Source organism: Planctomycetota bacterium, from assembly GCA_035384565.1.
Taxonomy (GTDB): domain Bacteria; phylum Planctomycetota; class PUPC01; order DSUN01; family DSUN01; genus DAOOIT01.
In genome coordinates this window covers 1-19,251 of the sequence record DAOOIT010000061.1, presented here as the reverse complement: position 1 = coordinate 19,251, position 19,251 = coordinate 1, and the positions used below count along the sequence as shown (strand labels likewise).

The 19,251-nt window shown below is 70.0% G+C and carries 10 protein-coding genes; 3 read left to right on the top strand and 7 right to left on the bottom strand.

Annotated features, from left to right (window positions below):
- Positions 1–666, top strand: a complete 666-nt coding sequence (locus PLE19_18785) for a type II CAAX endopeptidase family protein (protein ID HPD16999.1) — start codon at positions 1–3, stop codon at positions 664–666.
- 4 nt (positions 667–670) lie between these two features.
- Here PLE19_18785 and PLE19_18780 read toward each other — a convergent pair whose 3' ends face one another.
- The 7 genes from PLE19_18780 to recA all read right to left on the bottom strand — a co-directional run bounded on the left by PLE19_18780 (position 671) and on the right by recA (position 16,191).
- Entirely contained in the window at positions 671–2,578 is a 1,908-nt protein-coding gene (locus tag PLE19_18780; GenBank protein ID HPD16998.1) for a hypothetical protein, read from the bottom strand.
- 3 nt (positions 2,579–2,581) lie between these two features.
- On the bottom strand, positions 2,582–4,765 hold the full coding sequence (locus PLE19_18775) for a hypothetical protein (GenBank protein HPD16997.1): 2,184 nt from the start codon (positions 4,763–4,765) through the stop codon (positions 2,582–2,584).
- Between the two features lie 211 nt (positions 4,766–4,976).
- Positions 4,977–7,823, bottom strand: coding sequence for a hypothetical protein (locus tag PLE19_18770; protein ID HPD16996.1), 2,847 nt, complete (start codon positions 7,821–7,823; stop codon positions 4,977–4,979).
- Between the two features lie 472 nt (positions 7,824–8,295).
- On the bottom strand, positions 8,296–9,423 hold the full coding sequence (locus PLE19_18765) for an SGNH/GDSL hydrolase family protein (protein HPD16995.1): 1,128 nt from the start codon (positions 9,421–9,423) through the stop codon (positions 8,296–8,298).
- 24 nt (positions 9,424–9,447) lie between these two features.
- Entirely contained in the window at positions 9,448–12,279 is a 2,832-nt protein-coding gene (locus PLE19_18760; protein HPD16994.1) for a right-handed parallel beta-helix repeat-containing protein, read from the bottom strand.
- A 149-nt stretch (positions 12,280–12,428) separates the two neighbouring features.
- Complete coding sequence (gene alaS, locus PLE19_18755; protein ID HPD16993.1) at positions 12,429–15,095, bottom strand: alanine--tRNA ligase; 2,667 nt, start codon at positions 15,093–15,095, stop codon at positions 12,429–12,431.
- Positions 15,096–15,141: 46 nt separating this feature from the next.
- Positions 15,142–16,191, bottom strand: a complete 1,050-nt coding sequence (recA, locus tag PLE19_18750) for a recombinase RecA (protein ID HPD16992.1) — start codon at positions 16,189–16,191, stop codon at positions 15,142–15,144.
- Positions 16,192–16,374: 183 nt separating this feature from the next.
- Here recA and PLE19_18745 point away from each other — a divergent pair, with 183 nt between their 5' ends.
- Both PLE19_18745 and PLE19_18740 read left to right on the top strand, forming a co-directional pair.
- The gene (locus PLE19_18745; GenBank protein HPD16991.1) at positions 16,375–17,340 is read left to right on the top strand and encodes an HD domain-containing protein; all 966 of its coding nucleotides are present in this window, start codon (positions 16,375–16,377) and stop codon (positions 17,338–17,340) included.
- 94 nt (positions 17,341–17,434) lie between these two features.
- Positions 17,435–18,805 (top strand): Gfo/Idh/MocA family oxidoreductase, encoded by a 1,371-nt coding sequence (locus tag PLE19_18740; protein ID HPD16990.1) that lies wholly within the window; start codon positions 17,435–17,437, stop codon positions 18,803–18,805.
- Positions 18,806–19,251 lie beyond the last annotated feature (446 nt).

Sequence of the window (19,251 nt, the reverse complement as noted above, 5' to 3'; positions counted from 1 at the left end):
ATGCTCGAACGCCTCAAGCGCGTCGTGCTCTGCCGCGAGAGCCTGCTGCTGCTCTACGCCACGGCGGTGCTGTGCGCGCTGGGCTATCACAACCGCTTCGGCATAGCCGAGCCCGAGCACGCGCTGCTCGAGCGCTGGGTAACGCAGGGCGTGCTCTACACGGCGGCGGCCGCGCTGTTCTCGGCGCTCGTCCTGCGCCGCAATCCCGTGAAACTGGGCCTCGAGTTCGGCGATGCGCGGCTGTGGGTGCGGTACGTGCTGCTCTTCGGCCTCGGGATGGGCGCGGCGATTCTCGTGATCACGCGGCTCGATCCTGCCTTCGCGAGTTACTACAGCCATCATCGCCCGGCAGGCGACAGCGCCTCCGCGTTCCTCGCCTATGCGGCGTGCTACGCCGTCTACCTGTTCGGCTGGGAGTACTTCTACCGCGGCTTCCTGCTCTTCGGGCTGGAGCCGAAGCTGGGCGATTTCGCCGCCGTCGTGCAGGCCGTGCCGTTCGCCCTCCTGCACATCGGCAAGCCGGAGGTCGAGACGTACAGCTCGATCGCCGGCGGCGTGATTCTGGGCGTGCTGGCGCTGCGCGCGCGGAGCCTGTGGCCCTGCTTCGTGCTGCACGCCTTCGTGGCGCTGTGGCTGAGCGCCTGCCTGCTCTATGTGTGGCGCTGAAACGTCACGTCCGGGCGTCGAGCCGCGCGAGACCGTAGGGCGGCAGCGTGATTGTCGAGGACCCCTTCGGCCCGCGCGGTGTGGCGAGAATCCTGCCCACTCTGGTGCGGAAGACCTCGGGTGCGCGGCAGGCCGCGGCCGCGTTCGAGTCGTCGAGCGGGTGCAGCGTGGTCAGGGCCGGCAGCGGGCCGAGCTGCACCTCAAGCGTCTCGTCGGTGAGGTTGGCCACGACCAGCCGCATTCTGCCCGCTTTGCGCACGAGAAGGCCTGCGAGGAAGAGCGGGGCGTCGGTTGCCACGGGCGCCACCTCGCCGCCTGCGAGCTCCCCCAGGTCGGCGAGGACGTGGTAGACGGGGAACACGCAACCGGGCTCGGAGGCGAACGACCCGGGCAGGGGCGAGCCCTGCTCGGTCTCCATCACACCCAGCCAGCCCGTGGTCTCGTAATAGGTGAGGCTGCGCACGCCCTGCGCGGCGAGGGCCGCGATGCTCGCGAGGGTCCAGCCCGCGGCGAACAGCGACGCCTGACGCGGGTCCACGTTCGGCGGCAACTCGTTCGGAGTCCCGCCTTCAGGCGGCCTTCTCGCTCGCGGCCTGAGGGTGATCGGCCCGAGGGCCAGGGGCCGGCCCTCGACAAACTTCGCCGCGCTCAGCGCCGTCCAGCGCTGGCCGTCAACGGACTCCACCATCGAGGCTTCGTCAAAGGTGTGCACCTGGGGGTTGAACGAGTAGGCAACGAGGTCGAGTTCGCGGGCCTGCGGGCGTTCGCGGTTGAGTTCGGTGAAGTAGCGATTCGTGCCGCCGCCGATGGGCGCCCCGGTCAGGAAGCGGCGGGCCAGCGGCACGAGGCCGGGTGGCGTCACTGCGCGCTCGCCCGTTGGGAAGACGAGCCACCGCGCCACCCTGGGCTGAAGCGCCTCCGCCGCATCCTTCACGGTGCGTAGCTCCTCCTCCGCTCGCTCGGAGAGCAACAGGGCGACCTCGAGCCCGGCGCCGACAGCCTTGGTCTCGGCGCTGGCGCGACTCAGAAGTTCCCGCCAGCCCGGCTCGGCGGGCGCCAGTTCGACCCGCAGGTGCGAGAGGCTCAGGGCCTTCAGGCGGGCGATCTCCCTGGGGCTCAAGGGCTGGCCGTGGCTGGCCACGCAGAGGCCCAACGAGGGAAGCGGCTGGGTCCGGCGCTCGTCGGCATCCAGCCGCAGGCCAACCAATCGGGGAAACGCGGAGGACTTCCCGCGGGCCCCCCGCGGCAGAGCCCCATCGAGCTTGAGCGAGACCGCCTGCTCGACGACCGTGCCCGCTCTGACCTCGACGGGGCGGGGGAGGGCGAGCGGCGTGCAGTAGGTCTTGAACGAGGCGTCGGTCCAGTTCCGTTGGTCCTCGGTCTCGAAGGTGTCGCCCTCGCAACGCACCTCGGCGGCGATGCCTTCGGCGACGCGGTGGATGATCGCCCGCACGTCGAAGAAGGGCTGGTGCGGCGAAATGTGGGTGGGGAATTCGCTCTTCTCGATCTCGCCGTTGGTGTGCTCGATGGTGCACGGGAAGCCCGCGCACTCGGCGATGGGATGGAGCACGCAGAAGCCGATGCGCTGGCGCACAAACGTCGAGCGCGCCACGCCCTTGAAGGTGAAGCGCACCGTGCCATCGGGCTCGCCCGCGATGGTGCCCTGCCAGGCGAAGTCAACGTCGCCCCGCCGGCACTCGGCGTCGAAGTTCAGGCGGAACGAATCGGCGCCTTTCTCGACCTTCAGGTTCGACACGCGGGGCGGCACGGTGCCCCAGGCTGCATCGCGCACGGGCGCATAGATGCCGCGGAGCACCTCGCGCCCGCCGAGCCGAATCCTGCGCAGGAAGGCCCACGCGGGGTCGAAGAACATCTCCAGCGGCCCGGCGCGGAGCGCGATCCACCCATACATGCGTCAGCCCTCGATCAGGTGAAGCCTGTGTCTCTGGGCCGCGAGCTGGCGACAGGTCGCCTCCTCGCCCGAGACCACGTCGCGCACGCGGCGTGGGGCGCCGAGCGGGAACCCGAGATCGGCGAACGCCCAGAGCACCTGCCTGCCCTCGGTGCGGTAGACGACGCCTGACTCGTCGGGCAGGATCTCGCGGTTCCGCATCAGGGGATTGACCTCGCTGAAGGCGCGGAGCAGGGCGAGATGGCGCTCGGCGGGCAGGTCGTGCTCGCCGCGCACGCCGCCGTAGTGGAAGCTCAGGCGGTCGGAGCGGTTGTCCCAATAGATCGCCCACATCATGCGATAGGCGAGGCCGCGGAAGAACACGTCGTCGGGGTCGGCCCCCGCCTTCTCGATGGCCGGGAGATCGTAGTTGGCGATGCACTCGGCCCACAGCGGCAGGCAGCCCAGGCGCATCTCGATGCCCGGGCCGTGGCGGTGGATGCCGAAGACGCCCAGGTCCTCGTTGCAGTAGTCGTAGCCCAGGCGCTGCATCTCGGCCATGAGGTCCAGGTGGGCGCGGTACTGCGACAGGATGGCCGCGGGCGGCTCGACGACGGGGCGATAAGAGCCGAGAAGCGCCGTCTGGTCGGCCGTAGCGCCGCTGCGGTCGGCGGCCACGCGCTGCTGGAAGTGGAACTTGTCGCTGGAGAGGTTGAAGCTGCTGTCGAGGAAGATGCCCTCGAGGCCGACCTGGTCGTGTGCCGCGCCCCAGCGCCGGAGCCAATAGGCGCGCACGTCGGGGTCGCGCAGGTTCATCACGCAGAACACCGGCGTGTAGTGGTCGGCCTCGATGGCGTTCGACGGGTTGCGCACCCACGGGGCCTTGGCCTTGCGCATCAGCTCGACGACCGAGTCCTCTTCGGGCAGGAACTCGACCCGCTTGGGCTGGCCGTGGCGGCGCGAGAAGATTTCGGAGAGGCTGGAGACGCTCGTGTTGCCCCACATCTCCACCTTGGCCCCGCCCGCCTTCGCCGCGTCGCACAGGGCGCGCAGGCCCTCCGCATAGCCGTCGGGGAACTTGTAGTCCACCGTGCAGCACATGTTGCTCACGCCGTAGACGTTCATGTTGTTCTGGAAGTGGTTGGCGAGGCCGATCTTCTTCATCCCGGCGGCGAGGAGCCTGGGCACGCCGAGAGCCGTGTAGCGGACGAAGTCGGGCTCGGTCCACTCCTCGATCATCCCGTAGGTCGTCACCCGCTCGCGCCGCATCCCGAGCTGGGCGTGAAGCGTCTCGTGCACCAGTTCGCGGGCCGCCTCGTATAGATTGGCATGCTGGGGATCCACCCCCATTGTGGGCGGCGTGTCCCCACGCCGCGGTCCGCGGGACGGGGACGTCCCGCCCACACTCGGGCACCACAGCACCTCGACGGGCGCCGTGGCCAACTCGAGGCCCAAGTCGCCGCAGTGCTCGTGGAGGTGGACGATCTCGTCGGCCCCGCGGGGTTTCTCGAACAGCGAGCGGATGTGGGCCACCTCGGTCGCCCAGGTGACGAGCGTGCCCGCCTCCGACGCCGTGAAGGTGAAGCCCTGAAGCTCGGTCTGGAGCGGCAGGAACTGGAAGATGTTCGGGTTGTCGCAGCTCGGCAGATACCACTCGGTCGAGTGGAATTGCTCGACGGACTCGAAGCGGACGACCGAGGGCACGAAGCACGAGCGCATCCAGAACTCGCAGCCCGTGGCCCGGCCGCCCGGCTCCCAGGTGCCACGGTCGAGGAGCTTGTAGATGGGGATGCTCTCGCTGCGGTAGCGATACTGATACGCGAAGCCCGTGAACGCGCGGCCTGCGAGCGTGCGGCTCACGGGCCTGAGCTCCAGGAGCAGATGCGTGTCGGGCGCGGGCTGCGCGGCCTGCGTCCAGTCGGCCGTGCTGTAGCGGTTGCGGACAGAGTGGACCATCCAGTCCATCACCCCGCCCTCGCGGCGTTTCATCGAGAAGTCGAGCGTGATGCCGGTGTCGTTGGCCTCCTCATGTTCGATCGTGTAATCGCAAAGCGTGATGGCGCTGGGGTTGCGAATCTCGACGAACATCGGCCTGCGACCGCTTCGCAGCGGCACGCCGCCGACGCGCACCTCGCCGAGACCGAGGAAGCGGCCGCCGCGGGAGAGGAGGGTCAACTCGACGCCATTGGACAGCACGGCCTTACGCATAGTTTGCGGGACTCCCGATCTCAGTGGCCGACCGCCTTTCGGAGTGCGGAGCGGAGCGCCGCTCTATGCCTGCACCTGCTTCATCCAAAGCGGTGCTTCGCGCACGCAGTCCAAAGGCTCACACACACCGATGGGGCCTCTGACCGCCTCCAGAGTCTAGCAGGTGTGCCGGGGGCTGTAAAGCGATGGGCCCGATCGGTCGGGCGGGGCCTCAGTCCTTGACGAATCCCCATCGGATGTCGTTGGAGAGTCGGCTGCCCCAGGTGGGCCGGAGGGTGAGGCAGTTGGTGCGCGGGCGGCTGCGGCCCGCGCCCAGCTCGAGGCCCGAGCCAGGCAGGGCGAAGGCGATCTGGATCACCTTGCCGGGGGCGGGCTTGAGGCCGGGCAGGTCGGCCAGCGGGATGGCGGCCTCGTAGATCGTGTCGTCGCCCTGGCGCTTGACCACGGCCTGCGCGCCCTTGGGCACGCCGTCGTAGCCCTCGGGCATGCAGCGCGGCAGGAAGTTGAAGAAGCCGAGCTCGGGCGCCGCGCTGCGCCAGAGCTCGGCCCCGCCGTCGGGCGTGCCCCACAGGGCGTACTCGGTGTCGGTGTCGTCGTCGGCCACCATGCGCGGCGGCACCACGCCCGCGGGCGCGAGCCGTGCGCGGAAGGGCTGGTAGCGCAGGCCGATCTGGAGGCAGTGGCCGACGTACGGCAGCGCGTCCCAGAGGTCCTTGACATAGGTGTGCGCGAGGTCGTCGGCGCCGAAGTAGTCGTCGTCCCTGCGGGTCGAGAGGCGCGGCTTGGGCTTCCAGTCGCGGGCGCGCTCGCGCACGGCCAGGTAGAGGTGGGTCTCGTCCCACATCAAACTCAGCTCGGCCATGCCGCGGGCCACATCCTTGCGCGTCTCCCAGGGGCGCCAGGCGGCCTCGGCAAGGTCGAGCGGCGCCTCCCCCGTGCGGAGCAGCACGGGGATGCTCGCCGCCCAGTCGGTCAGGCCGCCGTCCACCGTGGGGGTGCCGCGGGCGATGGTGTGCACGTGCAGTTCCTCGGTGCGCTCGGCCTTGCCGGCGGCGCTCGCGAAGCGGAACGTGAAGGGGTAGGCATTGGCGGGATGCGGCTTGGCCCATGTGACCGGCAGCGACAGGGTCTTGGTGGCGCCGGCGCCCAGCGACACGGAGACCATGGTCTCCTGAAGGCCAATCGAGCTGGGCGGCACGACGGTGACGGTGCCGTGAATCTGGTGGGTGAGGACGTTGTGGACCTCGACCTCCACGGCCTTGAGCCTGGGGAGGGGCACGGTGAAGTCGTCGGCGAAGAACTCGACCGGGGTGACGCCCTCGATGCGGCCGTCGGCGACGGTCTGGGCGACCATGGGCGCGGGCACGCCGGGGGCCTCGAGGTAGACCGACTCGGCGGAGCACGGGAGGCGGAACTGGCCGCCCTCGGCGGCATAGGGGGTGCCGTACTGGTCCCAGGCCTGGAGGCGGCCGTCCATGGTCTCGATGCGGATGGTGCCGTCGGCGCGGATCTGGTCGAAGGGGGCGACGGCGTTGGGGGAGAGGCGATGGCGGTCGCCGGCGAGGATGAAGAGCACGCGCGGGCCGCCGCCCCACTGGTAGAGCCAGGGCAGGCGGTCGTGGGAGACGATGCGCTCGAAGTCGAGGCCGGCCGTGAAGTGCAGGAAGGCGCTGGCGGCGGCGGCGGCCGGGGCGCAGAGCGGGCCGGCCGGGCCGTTCTCCCAGAAGAAGCCGTCGGCGTTGACCGGGCAGACCTTGCGCTGGCCGGCGGCGGTGAGATGGGTAGCAGCGGCCACGAGCGTGTCGGCGCTGCCGCCGCGCGCGGCCAGCTCCATCGAGGTGGCGATGAGCCTGCGGCCCGCGCGCGGCCCGAAGCAGGCGTGGGGCGGCACGCCGCGGTCGGTGAGCACGCCGAGCCGCGGGCCCCAGACGGCCTCGCCGTCGCGGAGCGAGAGGAACTTGTCGTACGTGTTGGTCATGCTGGAGGTGCCGCCCACGGTGATGCGGCGGCTGCCCTTGCGCGCGCGGTCGCTCACGATGGCGTAGAGGGCGCGATAGCGGGGCGCGTCGCTCTTCCAGCCGGCGCCGCCGCCCCCCTCCCAGGGCTCGTGCCAGAAGTCAATGATCTGGAGCGGCCCCTGGCCGTCGGCTCCGCAGTAGCGGGCCACGGCCTCCTCCACGAAGTCGCCGAACCGCTCGTCGTGCTGCGGGTCGTGCACGTAGTTGCCGGCCTGCCAGTTGGCCGCGGTGATGGCCTGGCGCGGCGAGCCGGCCAGGCTGGTGATCAGGCGCAGCCCGCGCGAGCGGAACTCCTCGATCCACGCGTCCAGCCTCGACCAGTCGAAGGGCGAGGCGAGGTTGGGCTGGCTGGCCGCGGCCCAGTTGGGCATGCCGTTGGCGCGCACCCAGCGGAAGCCCAGGCGCTTGGCGAGATCGAGCTGGCGCGCGAGGGGGCCCTGGAGGTCGAGCGGGTAGACGAGGGCCGACCCTGCCGCGGCGCCTTCGGCGGCCGGCGGGTGGACGCGCGCGAAGGTGGCGATGATCTGGCGCCCCCGCCGCGGCAGCTCGAAGACGAGCGCGTAGAGGCCCGGCTCGGCGAAAGGGTGGTCGGGATCGGTCTGCCACGACAGGGTTGCGTCGTTCTTCGGGGCGAGCGCGAGCAGGGGGAAGTCGAGGCGGACGGGTTCGCCGGCGGGCGCCAGGGCGGTGATCTCGCGGGCGCCGCCCAGCACATCGGGGTCGGGCTCGAACCGCACGAAGCGGCCGGCGACGCGGACGATCTCGAGCACCGGGATCGCTTCGATGGGCGCGGCGCCCTCGTTGCGCACCGAGAACTGGATGGCGACCTGCTCGCCGGGATAGGCGATGCCGGCGAGGGGCTTGATGGCGCCGGCGATTGCGCGCCAGCCCTGGGCGGCCGGCCTGTCGAGCTTCAGCGGCTCGAGCTGCGCGGGCTCGTCGAAAAGGCCGGCGCCGCGCGCCGGCCGGGGCGCGGCGCCGGCCAGCACGAACGCCGCCCCCGCGGCCGCCGCTAAGCCGAGAAATCCTCGACGGGCCACACGCCTCTCCTTGCCGTCCGGGTCTTCGATGTACCCGATCATTGTAAAGAAGAGGCCGCCTGCTGTCGAATGAGTGAGGGGCACGAGCCGGGAGAGCGGGCGAACGTGTGCCACCGACGCCTCCGCCCGTGCGCGACCCTGCGGGCGGGGCGTCTCTGCCCCGCGAGACGAGCGGGCGGCTCCCTCTCCTCTAGGAGCCTGTCCGAGAATCCCCGTGGGCTGCGTTGCCGGCGTCAGCGGGCTGGATGCGAGGCGCGGCGACGCAGGCGATGCCCTGGAATGCATCGCTGAGGAGCCGCAACGTGGCAGCCGGCCCGCTGACGCCGCAACCCGAAGGGACGCCGCGACTTCAGGCCGCCCGCTGTGTCGCGCATCGTCCGCGATGCGCTCCGTTGCATCGCCTCCTCCTCGCTCCTTGCGTGCGGCCCGAATCGGCGGCGTCGCAGCCTCACGCGGATTCTCGGACAGGCTCCTAGACGAGCGGCTTGAGGATCGGCTCCAGCGCGTCCGCCATGCGGGCAAAGCCGAGGTCGGTCGCGTGCGAGCCGTCCACGGTCGCCTCGGCGTCGTCGCCGAACAGGTGCTCGCCCTGCACGAGATGCAGCCCTTGCACGCCGGCGGCGACGAGGGCGTCGAAGGCCCGGCGCAGTGCGGTGCGGTTGGCGTCGTTGCGGGTTCGCTGCGAGGGGAGGAGCCAGGCGCTGGCATAGGTGCGGTCTTCGACCAGGACGATGGGCGTGGCGGGGTGCTTCGCGCGCAGGGTGCGCACGAACGGGCCGGTGCGCTCGGCCACGGCATCGGCGCCCAGGTTCGGCAGGCAGTCAATGACGTAGACGCACGGGTCCAGCTCCGCCATCAGGTCGGCGACCTCGGGGTCCAGGGTGCCGTTGCCCGAGAAGCCGAGGTTGATGACGGCGCGGTCGAGGCGGCGGCCGAGGATGGCCGTGTGGGCCATGCCGGGCCGCGAGGCGCAGCCGCCCTGGAGGATCGAGGTGCCGTAGAAGACCATGGGCTTGGTCTTCCGCGGCGGCAGCGGTTCGACGGCGGCCTTGGGGTCGAGGCCGACCTCGACGGATTCGACACCGTTGTAGAGGGGCAGGTAGAGGACGTAGGCCCGCCTGCCCGGCGGCAGGCCGCCGACGAGTTGCGCCTGGTTCCTGGCCGCGGTCGGCCGCCCGACGGCGAGCCAGCGCCAGCGGCCGGCGTCGTCGCGCGCGTAGAGGTCGAGGCCGCTCACGCCGGTCGCCGGCATGTGGTTCATCGCCAGGTTGGGCGAGGTGAGGGTCCAGCGGGCCGAGAGGGCCGCGGCATCGGTCTGGAAGCGCACGCACAGGCCGGCTGAGTGGCGGCTGAGGCTCCACACGGGCGGCCGCACCTTGTCCTTGGCCCGGGCGGGCAGGCGGTCGAACGGCTTCTCCGTGTCGGCCCAGCCCTTGCCCTCGACGCCCCAGTCGCGGATGTCGTGCCACTTGAGGCCGCCGTCGGGGTCGTTTGGGGGCGGCGTGGGTTGGGGCGCGGCCTTCTCCGCTGCTCGCGTGTTGCCGGCCAGCGCGAGAACCGCCGCACCGCCTATCCGTCGCAGGAATCCTCGTCTCTGCATCGTTGTTCCCTCATTGCGGTCGGCTCATCGCCGCTCGAGCCTCACGTTGTCGAGGTAGAGAATCGCCTTCTCCCTCGCCATGCTGATGAAGCCGAGCCAGCGCAGGCTCTTCCAGGCGGGGCTGCCGACGGGGAGCCGCTCGAAGCGCTGCGGGGGCCGGCCCTCGATGGCGATAGACATATCATAGGTGCCGGTGGCCTGCTTGCCAAGGCCGGCCACGATCTCGATGCGAATCCACTTGCCCAGCGGCACCGTCGCCAGGGGCTTGCCGCCGGCCGTCAGTTGCATTGTGGGCGGGACGTCCCCGTCCCGCGGATCGCGGCGTGAGGACACGCCGCCCACAGGGGACACGCCGCCCACAGCGTCGCGGGGCGCAGAGGCCCCGCCCACAATGGCAATCGAGGGGCCGATGAGGTAGGGCTGCGAGGCGTCGCGCCACTCGTGGACGAAGCTGGCCCCCGGCTCTAGCCGCACGTCGAAGCTCAGGCGCGCCACGCCCCGATGATAGCGCGGCGCGTAGACGAGATGCGGCTGCCAGTCGTGCTTCAGGCCGGGTGCGTCGGTGAACTTGAGGCTCCGCTGGCCACTGGCGGCGGCCTCGTCGCTGACGCGGATCGAGGCGCCGCCCTCTTCGCCCGAGGCCGTCGCCCAGGCGGCCTGCTCGGCGACGGGCGTGGTCTCGAAGCCGTCGTCGAGCGTCTCGGGGAAGCGCGGCTTCGGCGGCGGGGGCGTGAAGGGCTTGCGGACGATGGTGTTCGGCAGCCGCACCCACTCGCGCTCGCCGTAGAGGCCGGCCTTGCTCGCGTCGAAGGGCACGAAGCCGAGCCTCAAGGCGGGGGAGGCCGCACTCAGCTCGAAGTCGGCGGGGGAAAGCGAAGTCCGCCTGAAGGCGGGACTCCGAACGAAGAGGGGGTCGGCGACGAGCGAGCCTCGGTCGCGCCCCAGGGCCTGCCAATCCTCGAACGTCAGGCCGTCGAAGTCGGGGTCGGGCGTCGAGGTGTCCCAGTAGAGGTTCCGCTCCATCGTGTACTTGCCGTTGCTCCAGTTGCCGGCGAGGGGCTGGCCGTTGGCGGAGAGGACGATGTTGCGCTCGAAGGTGAAGGAGGAGTGCTCCTCCTGGCGGTGGCGGGTGACCTCGCCGTGCTGGGAGAGCGCCCAGAGGTTGTTGCGGACGAGGTTCTCGCGGCCGTAGTGCTGGGAGAAGCAGCCCTGCTCGGTGTGGTAGACGAGGTTGTTCTCGATGAGGATCTCGCTGCTCCCCTCGTCGGGGTAGATGCCCGTGCCGCCGCCGATGCCGGGCGAGTAGACGTCGTGGATGACGTTGCCGCGGAGCACGGTGCCGGGCGAGATGCCGAGGGTGTAGATGCCGCCCATGTCGCCGAGCACGCCGCGGCCGACGTGGTGGATGTGGTTGCACTCGATGATGTTGTGGTGGGCGGAGCTGGGGGCGTAGCCCCAGGACCAGCCGACGCTGACGCCGGTGTAGTTGAGGTCGCAGATTTCGTTGTGGCTCACGCGGTTGTGGCTGCTGCGGCCGATCCACACGCCCACGCCCGCGGGGAAGACGTGGCCCGTGTCGTGGATGAAGCAGTTGTCCACCACGTTACGCGCGGCGGCGTCGGCGTCGCCTTTGGGGCTGGCCGTTTCGCCGAGCTTCACGCCCCCGCCGCCGAGGTCGTGCAGGTGGCACTGGATGATGCGGTTGTCTTTGCAGCCGGCTCCGAGCCAGAGGGCGTATTCGCCCACGTGGGCAACCTCGCAACGGTCGAAGGCGCAGTGCTGCGCGCCGCGCGCCATGAGGGCCGCGTCGAGGAACACGGCGGCCTGGCCGTCGGCCTCGCCTTTGTCCTTGACCAGCCAGTCGGCGTGCTGGAACGACAGGCCGCGGAACTGCACGTGCTCGACGAGCCTGCCCGCGGCGGGGTCGCCTTCCAGACGGACGAGATGGCGCAGACGCGGCGCGATGACCTCGGCTCTCGCCAGGTTCTCGCCCGGCAGCGGCCAGTGAGCCAGCACGCCCGTCGCCCGGTCGAGGTACCACTCGCCTGGGGCGTCGAGCGCCTCGGGCACGTTCTCGACGTAATAGCGCTCGTGCGTCGTCCAGTAGCCCGTCGGCCAGTTGGCGGGCGCGGTGAAGCGCACGATGCCCGCCGCCTCGTCCAACTCCTGGATCCAATGGAGCGAAGCCGTCCAGGAGTGAAACTGGTAGATCACCGCATCGTCGAGGTTCGCCCAGCGTTTGATGTCGCCGGGCTTGAAGCGGAAGCCGTTCTTCGCGTTGGGGTCGCTCATCGCCTTCTTGCGGTCGGTGAGGGGCTCGATGGGGCCGTTGTTGAGGAGATACCCTTCGTTGGGGATTCGCGCCCGCGTGCGGCGCTGGCCGTTCACGAAGAGTTGCTGGGGGTACCACTTGCCCGCCTTCGCCTCGGGAATCTCGGCGGTCCACACGTTGCCCTGTTGCGGCAAGCTCCAGCCCGTGATGCGGCGCCCGCCGCTGAACACGGGCCTCTCGCCGGGGTAGGCAGCGTAGACGACCGGCCCCTGCTCGCTGCCGGAGTCCTGTGGCCCGAGGACGAGCGGCTCGTCGAGGAAGTAGGTGCCGCCCCGAACGTAGACCGTTGCGCCGCTTGCCGCGCCGCGGGCGCGCACCACGTCGCGCGCCCGGGAGAGCGAGGCAAACGGCCCGTCGGTGCGGGCGCGATTCGGCCGCGGCAGCGTGCCCGACCAGGCGTCGTTGCCGTCGGTTGCCACGAAGAGCGTGTTCGGCCCTGGCTTCACGCCGGCCATTCTCGCCGGCATGCAGGCCCCCACGAACAGCGCGAGTGCGACGCAGCAGGGTCTCAGGCTGTGAGACATTGGCGGCCTCCTTGCCCTGAAGGTAGCCGCGCGCCTCCCGCGAGTCAAGCGGCCAGGCATCGGACCGGGGCTGGCAGTGCGAGAGTTCTTGCGGTGGGGTCTGGGGAGAGGCTTCCTGCAAGAAGCCCCTCCCCGGTTCTCATGTCAGATCAGGCCTGGTTCTTGCCGAGCAGCGCGGTGAGGGCGGCCACGCCGGCGTCGAGGGCGGCCTGGAGGCCTGCGGGGTTCTTGCCGCCGGCCTGGGCGAGGTCGGGGCGTCCGCCGCCGCCGCCGCCGATGTGCTTCGCGGCGTCCTTGACCAGGTTGCCGGCGTGGAGGCCGCGCTTGACGAGGTCGGGGGTGAGGGCGCACAGCAGGCTGGCGGTGCCCTCGGCGCTCGTGCCGATGAGGATGGCGGCCGAGGGATGCTTCTTGCGGAGGCCGTCGGCGGCGAGGCGCAGGTCGTCGGGCTTGGCGCCCTCGAGGGCGCCGGCGATGACGACCGAGTCGCCCACGCGGGCCTTCTCCTGGAAGGGGCCGCCGGCGGCCGCGCCCGCAAAGCTCTGGCGCTTGGCCTTCTCCAGCTCGCGACCGAGGCGCTTGGTTTCCTCGACGACCTCTTCGGCCCGCGCAACGAGGCGCTCGCGGGGGGCCTTGAGCACTTCGCCCAGGCGGGCGAGCAGCGCCTCCTGCTCGACCACGCGGCGGTAAGCGGCGTGGCCGGTGACGGCTTCGATGCGCCGCACGCCGGCCGCGATGCCCGTCTCGCTCGTGATCTTGAAGAGGCCGATGTCGCCGGTGCGGTCGGCGTGGGTGCCGCCGCAGAGCTCCTTCGAGAAGTCGCCGACGCTGATCATGCGGACGTTATCGGCGTACTTCTCGCCGAAGAGGGCCATGGCGCCCTGGGCCTTGGCTTCCTCGAGGGTTGTTTCAGTGGCCGTAACTTCGCTGTTCTCGAGGATACGCTCGTTCACAAGTTCTTCCACGCGTTCGACTTCCTGCGGCGTGAGGGGGGCGAAGTGGGTGAAGTCGAACCGCAGGCGGTCGGGCGCGACGAGCGAGCCGGCCTGCTCGGCGTGGGCGCCGAGCACCTTTCGCAGGGCCCAGTGGAGGAGGTGTGTGGCCGTGTGGTTGCGGCGGATGGCGGCGCGGCGGTCGCCCGCGACAACGGCGCGCACCCGGTCGCCGCGACGCACGGTGCCCTGAACCACGCGACCGTGGTGGTGAAAGTACTCGCCGGCGCGGCTGGTGGCCGTGATCTCAACGCGGGCCGTGGAGGACTCGAGGATGCCCTCGTCGCCGACCTGGCCGCCGCTCTCGCCGTAGAAGGGGGTGTGGTCGAGCACGAGGATCACGGCGTCGCCTTCGCTGGCCACCTCGACGAGGTGATCGTCGGTCACGATGGCGAGGATGGTGGCTTCGGCTTCTTCGGTGTCGTAGCCCCTGAATGCGGTGGGCTTGGCGAAGCCCTTGACCTGTGCAAGTGCCGACGTGTCAAACACTTGGCCGAACTGCTCGCCGCCCTTGCTGCCCGCCTGGCGGCGCTCCATGTCGGCCTCGAAGCCGGCGCGGTCCACGCTCAGCCCGGCTTCCTCGCAGATCTGCTGGGTGATCTCGAAGGGGAAGCCGTAAGTGTCCCACAGATCGGCAGCTACGTCGGGCGACAAGGCTGTGGCCCCGCTGTCCTTGGCCTGAGCGATGCGTTCGGAGAGGATGGCGGAGCCACGGCTGAGGGTGGCGAGGAAGCTCTCCTCCTCGGCCTTGATGATGCGGGCGAGGTTCTCGCGGCGGGCGGCCAGGTCGGGATAGGCACGGCCCATCACGTCCACCACCGTGGGCACGAGCCTGAAGAGGAACGGCTCGTTGAGGCCGAGGTCGTGGCCGTCGCGCACGGCGCGACGCAGGATGCGGCGCAGCACGTAGCCGCGCCCTTTGTTGCCGGGCAGCACGCCATCGGCAATGACGAACGAGGCGCCGCGCACGTGGTCGCTGATGCGGTGGATGCGGGTGCGCTCGGCCGTGCCCGCCTCGGGCCGCCGGCCGCTGAGCTGGCTCACCTGGGCGACGATGGGCGCGAAGATGTCGGTCTCGTAGTCAGTCCTGACCCCCTGAAGCACGCAGGCCACGCGCTCGAGGCCGGCGCCAGTGTCTATGTTCTTGATAGGCAAGGGCTTGAGGCTGCCATCGTCCTGCTTCATGAACTGCTGGAACACGAGGTTCCAGACCTCGATGAAGCGCGAGCAGTTGCACGAGGGGTCGCAGGTGGGCCGTCGGCAGCCGATCTCCTTGCCGTAATCGTAGAAGATTTCGGCGCATGGGCCGCAGAGGGTGCCAGGGGGCGCGGTGCTGGGCGCGTCGGCGGGCCAGTAGTTGGCGTGCTCGCCGAAGCGGAAGATGCGCTCGGGGGGGATGCCCACGACGTCGCGCCAGATGCCGTAAGCCTCGTCGTCGCCTTCGTAACACGTTACGGCGAGGCGATTTGGGTCAATCCCGTAGTTCCTGACCACGAGTTCCCAGGCCCATTGCATGGCCTCAAGCTTGAAGTAGTCGCCGAAGGAGAAGTTGCCCAGCATCTCGAAGAAGGTGTGGTGCGAAGGGGTGCGGCCGACGTTCTCCAGGTCGCCCGTGCGCAGGCACTTTTGGCTCGTGCAGGCGCGGCGCAGACCCGTGTGGAAGCGGCCCTTGCCCTGGAACTCGTCCTTGAACTGGTTCATCCCGGCGCCGGTGAACAGCAGCGTGGGGTCGTCGGCTGGGACCAGGGAGTCGCTGGGCAGGCGCACGTGGCCGCGCTCTTCGAAGAAGCGCAGGAAGCTCTCGCGGATGTCGTCGGTCTTCATGGATTCCTTGCTTCGCCGGTCGGTTGCTTTGGGCTCCCTGGGGGGTTCAGCTCTCATCGCTGGAATCGGCAGCGCTGGAGACCGTGGCCGGAGAGGCGGCTCGAATCTTCTCCTCGAGCTCGCCGGCGATCTTGGGGTTCTCGCGGAGGAAGTCGATCGCCTTCTCGCGTCCCTGGCCGAGGCGCAGGTCGCCGTAGGAGATCCAGGCGCCGGATTTCTCGACGAGCTTGGCCGCGACGCCGAGGTCAATGAGTTCGCCGAAGCGGTCAATGCCGCGGTTGTAGATGATGTCGAACTCGGCCTTTCGGAAGGGCGGGGCGACCTTGTTCTTGGCCACGGTGGCGCGGGTGCGGTTGCCGATGATCTCCTCGCCGCTCTTGATGGAGCCGATGCGGCGGATGTCAATGCGCACCGAGGCGTAGAAGCGCAGGGCGCGCCCGCCGCTCGTGGTCTCGGGGTTGCCGAACATGACGCCGATCTTCATGCGAATCTGGTTGGTGAAGATCATGCAGGTATTGGTCTTGGAGATCACGCCGGCCAGCTTGCGGAGGGCCTGGGACATGAGACGGGCCTGCGCGCCCACCTGCGCGTCGCCCATCTGCCCTTCCAGCTCGGTCTGCGGCACCAGGGCCGCCACGGAGTCCACCACCAGAATGTCCACCGCGTTCGACCGCACGAGCATCTCGGCGATGTTGAGGGCCTGCTCGCCGGTGTCGGGCTGCGAGACGAGCAGGTTATCCACGTCCACCCCCAGCCGCCGGGCATAGAGCGGGTCGAGGGCGTGTTCGGTGTCCACGAAGGCGGCGATGCCGCCCTGGCGCTGGGCGTTGGCCACGCAGTGGAGGGTGAGCGTGGTCTTGCCCGAGGACTCGGGGCCGTAGATTTCGACGATGCGCCCGCGCGGCAGGCCGCCGACGCCGAGGGCCATGTCCAGGGTCAGCGACCCCGTGGGGATCACGGCCACGTTGGCGCGCTCGTGCGAGCCGAGGCGCATGATCGAGCCCTTGCCGTACTCCTTCTCGATCTGGGCCATCGCGCGGTCGAGCGCCTGGTCGCGTTTCGTGTCCTTGCTCTCGTCGGCCTTCTTCGCGGGCATGCCATCGCACCCCTGTAAACAGGACCGTGGGATTCCTGCGATTGCGGACGCCGCTCCAGAAACAATGATTCTACCTTCCGCTTGCGCCGGTGTCAAATCAGGTGATGCGCGCTGCGGAGCGCTTGACAAGGCAGGCGCACGGCCTATAATCGCCCGCGTCCCATCCCCCGCCAAGGAGCCCGCATGGCCAGGAAATTCATCGAGGAGATCCGCCCCGGCGACTCGGTGCAGCAGGCGTTCCTGCTGCGCGACCGCCAGCTCCGCACTCAGCGCGACGGGGCCTTCTACATGGACCTCGAGCTGGCCGACCGCACGGGCGTGGTGCCCTCGAAGTTCTGGAACGCCACGCGCGACCTCTTCGAGGCGGTCAAGCCCGACGACTTCGTGATGGTGAAGGCCCGGGCCGAGAGCTACCGCGGCAAGCTCCAGCTCGCTGTCACCGACGTGCGCCGCGTCGAGCCGTCGAGCGTGGACCTCGAGGACTTCCTCCCGCGCACGAAGAAGGACGTGGCCGCCCTCACGGCCCGCCTGCGCCAGGTGGCGGAGGGGATGAGCGACGCGCGCCTGCGCGCCCTGCTCGGCGCCTTTCTCGATGACGCCGACTTCCTCCGCCGCTTCCAGCGCGCCCCCGCCGGCGTGAGCATCCACCACGCCTGCCTGGGCGGCCTGCTCGAGCACACGGTGGCCGTGCTCGAACTCGCGCTCCAGGTGGCCGACGCCTACCCCAACCTCCACCGCGACCTGCTGGCGGCCGGCGCCATCCTGCACGACATCGGCAAGCTCGAGGCCTTCGACTTCGAGCGCGGCTTCCGCTACACCGACGCCGGCGGCCTCGTCGGCCACCTGCCCCTGGGCGCCTCGATGATCGAGCACAAGGCCGCCGCACTCGAGGGCTTCCCGCGGCCACTCCTCCACCAGCTCCTGCACCTCATCTACAGCCACCACGGCCAGCACGAATTCGGCTCGCCCGTGCTGCCCGCCACCGCCGAGGCCATCGCACTCCACTACCTCGACAACCTCGACGCCAAGCTCGCCGCCTTCGAGACCGCCCTCCTCGAGGACCAGAACGAGCAGGACCACTGGACCGACTGGCAGCGCGCCTTCGACCGTCGGCTCTTCAAGGGCCGCGTGGGACCCGAGGGCGCTTGACTTTCGGTGCCCGGCTCAGTAGGCTGGCACACGGTCAGGACGCGGGAGCGGCCCGTGCCCAGAACCCCCGCGGCAGGCGGTTGAGGAGAAGGCGATGGAACACTGCCCCTCTCGACGCGACTTTCTCAAGGACTCGGCCCTCGGCGGCGCCGGCCTGGTGATCCTGGGCAGCGGCGTCCTCGGCGCCGAGGCGCCCAGCAACAAGCTCAACCTCGCCATCGTCGGCGTCGGCGGCCGCGGCGGCGCCAACCTCGGCGGCTGCGCGGGCGAGAACATCGTCGCCCTCTGCGACGTCAACGCCCGCGTGTTCGAGGACTCCGAGCGCAAGGGGGCCGACGGCAAGGCCGTCACCGTGCCCGGCGCCCGGAGCCGCTTCCCCAAGGCCAAGGTCTACGCCGACTGGCGACGGCTGATGGACGACGCGAAGGACTTCGACGCCGTCATCTGCTCGACCACCGACCACACGCACGCGCTCGTGAGCAACAACGCGCTCAAGCTCGGCAAACACGTCTACTGCGAGAAGCCGATCGCCCACTCCGTCCACGAGGCCCGCACCCTGCGCGAAACCGTGCTCAAGGCCAACGGCAAGCTCGCCACCCAGCAGGGCACGCAGATTCACGCCGAGGCCAACTACCGCCGCGTCGTCGAGCTGGTCCAGGGCGGCGCCATCGGCACCGTCAAAGAGTGCCACGTCTGGTGCAGCCGCCGCGGCCCCAACCCCCAGCCGCCCCCCGCCGACCCCAACCTCAAGCCCCCCGAGTGGTTCAACTGGGACCTCTGGCTCGGCCCCGCGCCCGAGCGCCCCTATCACCCCTCGTACCACAGCGGCGGCTGCATGGGCTGGGAGCAATGGTGGGACTTCGGCAACGGCTGCATCGGCGACATGGGCAGCCACCTGATTGACCTGGCCTTCTGGGCGCTCAACCTCAAGCACCCCGCCACCGTCGAGGCCCAGGGCGACCCGCCCAGCGGCGACCCCAGGACCAAGCACTCCTACCCCCACTGGCTCAAGGTGCGCTGGGAACACCCCGCCGTGGGCGACCGCCCGCCCGTGGTGCTCACCTGGTGCGATGGCGAGCAGCGCCCGCCCTCGCCCGAGGGCCACGACCTCAACAAGTGGGGCATCGGCCTCCTCTTCGTCGGCGAGAAGGGCCAGATCCTCTGCGACTACGGCAAGCGCATCCTGCTGCCCGAGGCGCAGTTCAAGGACTTCAAGCCGCCCGAGCCCACCATCCCCAACTCGGTCGGCCACTACCGCGAGTGGCTCAACGGCTGCAAGACCGGCTCGCCCACGCTGTGCAACTTCGACTACGCCGGCCTCCTGATCGAGAACAACCTGCTCGGCACCGTGGCCTATCGCGTGGGCAAGAAGCTCGAGTGGGACGCCGAGAACCTCAAGGCCAGGAACTGCCCCGAGGCCGACCAGTTCATCAAGCGCCCCTATCGCCCGGGATGGAGCCTGTAGGGCGGACGGACCGCTCAGGGCCGACGACAGGGCTCAATCGTTCGTAGTGCGGGCTTCAGCCCGCATCCCTACGGCCTGAAGGCCGCACTACGAACTCCAGCGTCACCCGACCACGGCGTCGTAGCCGCGCTCTCTCCCAGGTGCGGAGCGCTGCTCAGCGGTCATAAGGACCGTGGGGCAGGCGTTGCGGCTCCGGCCAGTCTGCAACCATAACCACATATGCCGGAATGCCTTACGCCCGCCGGCCATTCCTGCTCACATACTTGCTCATTGCTCCGGTGAGCGAGAATGGCCGGAGCCGCGAGATTCGCCAATCCTCGGCCATCCGTCCATACTTGCTCACTTCCTCTCCCTCAGGGTTGAGCAAGTATGGGCGATGGACATCCCAAGCTCCTAGGAGCCTGTCCAAGAATCCCCGTGGGCTGCGTTGCCGGCGCCAGCGGGGC

Bases quoted from the DNA above. Each gene is read 5' to 3' on its own strand.
- PLE19_18785 (HPD16999.1), top strand. From the start codon at position 1: ATGCTCGAACGCCTCAAGCGCGTCGTGCTCTGCCGCGAGAGCCTGCTG.
- PLE19_18780 (HPD16998.1), bottom strand. From the start codon at position 2,578: ATGTATGGGTGGATCGCGCTCCGCGCCGGGCCGCTGGAGATGTTCTTC.
- PLE19_18775 (HPD16997.1), bottom strand. From the start codon at position 4,765: ATGCGTAAGGCCGTGCTGTCCAATGGCGTCGAGTTGACCCTCCTCTCC.
- PLE19_18765 (HPD16995.1), bottom strand. From the start codon at position 9,423: ATGCAGAGACGAGGATTCCTGCGACGGATAGGCGGTGCGGCGGTTCTC.
- PLE19_18760 (HPD16994.1), bottom strand. From the start codon at position 12,279: ATGTCTCACAGCCTGAGACCCTGCTGCGTCGCACTCGCGCTGTTCGTG.
- alaS (HPD16993.1), bottom strand. From the start codon at position 15,095: ATGAAGACCGACGACATCCGCGAGAGCTTCCTGCGCTTCTTCGAAGAG.
- recA (HPD16992.1), bottom strand. From the start codon at position 16,191: ATGCCCGCGAAGAAGGCCGACGAGAGCAAGGACACGAAACGCGACCAG.
- PLE19_18745 (HPD16991.1), top strand. From the start codon at position 16,375: ATGGCCAGGAAATTCATCGAGGAGATCCGCCCCGGCGACTCGGTGCAG.
- PLE19_18740 (HPD16990.1), top strand. From the start codon at position 17,435: ATGGAACACTGCCCCTCTCGACGCGACTTTCTCAAGGACTCGGCCCTC.